Source organism: Streptomyces sp. NPDC005070, assembly GCF_053600395.1.
Genome location: NZ_JBSFZS010000370.1, coordinates 1 through 2,462, shown reverse-complemented (window position 1 = coordinate 2,462; position 2,462 = coordinate 1). Strand labels below are relative to the sequence as shown.

Below are 2,462 nucleotides of genomic sequence, written 5' to 3'. Positions count from 1 at the left end.
GAGGCGGGGGAGGGCGGCACAAGGCCCAGGGAGGCCAGGCCGGCGGCCGAGAGGACCGCGAGAGGGGCACAGGCGCTCAGCGCCCGTACCGTCATGGTCCCGTCTCCGGCGCACCGCCGCCCAGCCCGTGTTCCCGGGCCATGATCACCGCCTCGGTCCGGCCGCTCACGCCCAGCTTCAGGAAGATCGCGGACAGACGGTTCGACACGGTCTTCTCGGCCAGCGACAGGTCGGCCGCCACCCGGGCGTTGGTGTATCCCCGGGCCAGGCGGTCGAGCACCTCCCGCTCGCGGTCGGTCAGTTCGGGGAAGGGGACGGCCGGTGCGGGCGCGGGGGAGAGACGGCCGAGGAGGCGTGCCGCGACCCCGGGTGTGATCACGTACTGTCCGGCCGCGACCGCGTGCAGCGTGGTCAGGATCTCCTCCTGCTGGGCGCCCTTGAGGAGGTAGCCGTGGGCGCCGGCGCGCATCGCGGACATCACGGTCTCGTCGTCCTCGAACATGGTGACCACGAGCACCGCCACGTCCGGCAGCAGGGCGGTCAGCCGGCGGGTCGCCTCGACGCCGTCCAGCTCGGGCATCTGAATGTCCATCACGACCACGTCGGGCCGGCTCAACTGGGCCTCCTTGAGGGCCTCTTCGCCGTTCGCCGCCTCCGCCACCACCTCCACGCCGTCCAGCGAGGCCAGCAGCGCGCTCATACCGCGTCGTACGACGGGATGGTCGTCGGCGATGAGCACCCGGATCGGGCCGGCGGGGGAGTTCATGCCCCGATGATGGCCGACGGGTCTCCCGGCCGGGAGGGTTCACGGTCCCCGCGGGCCGGGAAATCCTCCCGGACGGGAGGGAGTTTCGGACGATGCGCGCCAAGGGGCCCTGCCGCGATAGTCGGTTCACCGGGCCGTCGCATCGACGGCCCCCAACACCCGTACAGGGGAACCGATATGAGCCGGACGCAGGCGGTGCCGCCCACGCTCAGCCGCAAGAACAAGACGGGCCTCGGGCTCGCCGCCGTACTCGGGCTGCTCGACACGACCAGCGCGGGCGGCTTCCTGGCGCCGGACAGCGGTGAGCCCGGGCCGCCGGCAGGGATCCTCGTCGCCGACGTCGTCCTTGGACTGATCACCGTCGTGGCCGTCGTCCACACCTGGCGGACCGCCAACCGCACCGGCTCCCGCATCGTCGCGGGGTCCCGGATCCTGTCGGCGGTCACCGCGCTCCCGGCCCTGTTCGTCACCGGCGTCGCGGCGTGGGTCGTGGCTGTCGTCGCGGTCCTGATCGTGGTCACCGTCGTCGCGACCGCGCTGGTCCTGTCCCGCACCGTCCCGGAAACGGCGCTCACGTGATGGCGTAGGAGAGCGGCCGACCCGGGCCGCGGCGCCGTCGCCCGCCCCCGGCGTACCGCCAGCCGCACCACCTCCCGCGTCGTCGCGGGCTCCCGGATCCCGCGTGGATCCCTCCGGCTCGCCGCCGCCCCGCGCCGTTCGTCACCGGGGAGTGCGCAACGCGTCCGGAGTACCCCTGTCCCTGCCGCGAGACGGCAGCTTCCAGAGCGCTCGCCCCCGCAGGCACCGGGCCGACGGGCTCTGCATCCCTCATCGCGCACGCGCAGAAAGGCAGCCATGGGCCGCATCATCCGAACCCAACTCGTCGAGGCCGTCGTCGGCTTGATCATCTCCGCGGTTCTGGCGCACTTCGGTGACCTCGCCGCGTTCGCCGGAATCACCGGCACCAGTGTGGTGATGGCGGTGACCGCCCTGGCGGCCAGATCGGCCAAGGTGGTGCTGGCCGTGGTGGCTCTCGCCATCCCCTTCGCCTCGATCACGACGCTGGAGGCATCGCTGGGCAAACCCCTCTCCGCGCTCGCCCACGGGCCCTCCGACGGGGGTGGAGCAACCACGGTCCGGGCCGTGTACGACAAATACCGCGAAGACCTGGCCCTCCCGTCCGTCCCCATCTCCGACACCGGTCCGGGGAAGATCGACAAGAACGCGGGCGCCGAGGTGTCCCCTGCCTCGCTCGAACTGTCCTGCCTCGGCAAGGACTGCCGGCAGGAACTGACCGTCAGGAGCACGGGTACCGCAGACCTGCGGCTCACCTCGATGACGTTCGAGGGTGAGGGCGCCGCCGCCTGGCATCGCAGCGACGACTGCGAGCACAAGGTCATCGCGCCGGGACAGGACTGCAGGCTGAGGGTCTGGGCCGTGCGGACCGACGGGCTGCCTCGGTACACCGCGCGACTGGTCATCCACCAGAACACCCCCGGCCCGGCCTCCCAGGTGGACCTGACCGCCCGAACCGATACCGACCCACCGACGCCGGTCGACCCCTCGGAACAGGCGACCCTCTCCGACGCCGGCTCCACCGGCATCGACCCCGCCGACTGCACCGCCCTCGACGGCTCGGTCACCGTCCTCGCGTCCGACGGCCCGGTCGAGTGGAGCGCGGCCCTCACCGACACCG

3 protein-coding genes are annotated in these 2,462 nt (G+C 72.4%); 2 read left to right on the top strand and 1 reads right to left on the bottom strand.

The features are described 5' to 3' along the window. Positions 1-91: 91 nt before the first annotated feature. Positions 92-766: a response regulator gene (locus ACWEBX_RS39165; RefSeq protein ID WP_451889472.1), complete on the bottom strand. Its 675-nt coding sequence runs from the start codon at positions 764-766 to the stop codon at positions 92-94. A gap of 177 nt (positions 767-943) precedes the next feature. On the opposite strand from ACWEBX_RS39165, the gene ACWEBX_RS39160 reads away from it, so the two are divergent. Both ACWEBX_RS39160 and ACWEBX_RS39155 read left to right on the top strand, forming a co-directional pair. Then, the gene (locus ACWEBX_RS39160) at positions 944-1,345 is read left to right on the top strand and encodes a hypothetical protein (protein ID WP_451889471.1); all 402 of its coding nucleotides are present in this window, start codon (positions 944-946) and stop codon (positions 1,343-1,345) included. A 276-nt stretch (positions 1,346-1,621) separates the two neighbouring features. Continuing rightward, the coding region (locus ACWEBX_RS39155) for a hypothetical protein (protein WP_451889470.1) at positions 1,622-2,462 on the top strand (841 nt) is incomplete at its 3' end.

Coding starts and splice junctions, on each gene's coding strand:
- ACWEBX_RS39160 (WP_451889471.1), top strand. CDS start 944: ATGAGCCGGACGCAGGCGGTGCCGCCCACGCTCAGCCGCAAGAACAAG.
- ACWEBX_RS39165 (WP_451889472.1), bottom strand. CDS start 766: ATGAACTCCCCCGCCGGCCCGATCCGGGTGCTCATCGCCGACGACCAT.